The following is a 649-nucleotide window of genomic DNA, read 5'->3' as shown; positions in this document are numbered from 1 at the left end:
ACGAATTGATCGACCAGGTCCGCCGGAATCGACGGCAACTCTCGCAGGGGAAGTTTCTTCTTTGTGGCCATACAGATGCTCCTTGAGCGGTATGTTAGGCCTCAAACACAAAATTTATGACACTCCCGGCTTAGTCCAGCGTCGCCATCACTACCGTGATACCCAAAAATCGTTACGTCATTGGCGCGGATACCGTGGCCACCAAACAGATCTCCAGCGCCCGATGGGCGGCGCGCGAGATGGTAAGCACGAGCAAGCCGACCTTCGCCGCGCCGCCCATCACCGCCCCTCCCCCTTGATGTGCGCACCGCCAGAAATCCAATCTCCAACAGCGCGAAGCGTCATCGAGACACTTTCCAGAAACGCAATGCCAAACGTGGCCGCCCGCGCGGCCGCGGCTTGGCGACCCCGCAGATTCCATTCCCCGACCACAGGTCTAGCAGCGCGACAACCCTAGACGCACGTAGCCCCTTGCGGTGGCGGCATGCGGAGTGGGCAACCTCGATGCGCCCGAGGGAATCTGAAGATACCGTCTTGGCCGTCAAGTAGAAAAAGCGTAATCAGGCCTGTAAGGCTGCCGCGTCTTGAGCACGCCGAAGCACAGATGCACCACTTTTCGCATGCATGCGCCCAGGGCCGACATCTTGCT

The 649-nt window shown here is 59.6% G+C and carries 1 pseudogene; it reads right to left on the bottom strand.

The annotated features are described in order from the left end of the window. Window positions 1-541 precede the first annotated feature (541 nt). Window positions 542-649, bottom strand: a pseudogene (locus AC6LJ2_RS30015) (IS110 family transposase); the annotation flags it as partial.

The sequence above is a fragment of the Achromobacter sp. 1014246743 genome (genome assembly GCF_059760725.1).
This window is presented reverse-complemented; position numbering and strand designations above follow the sequence as displayed.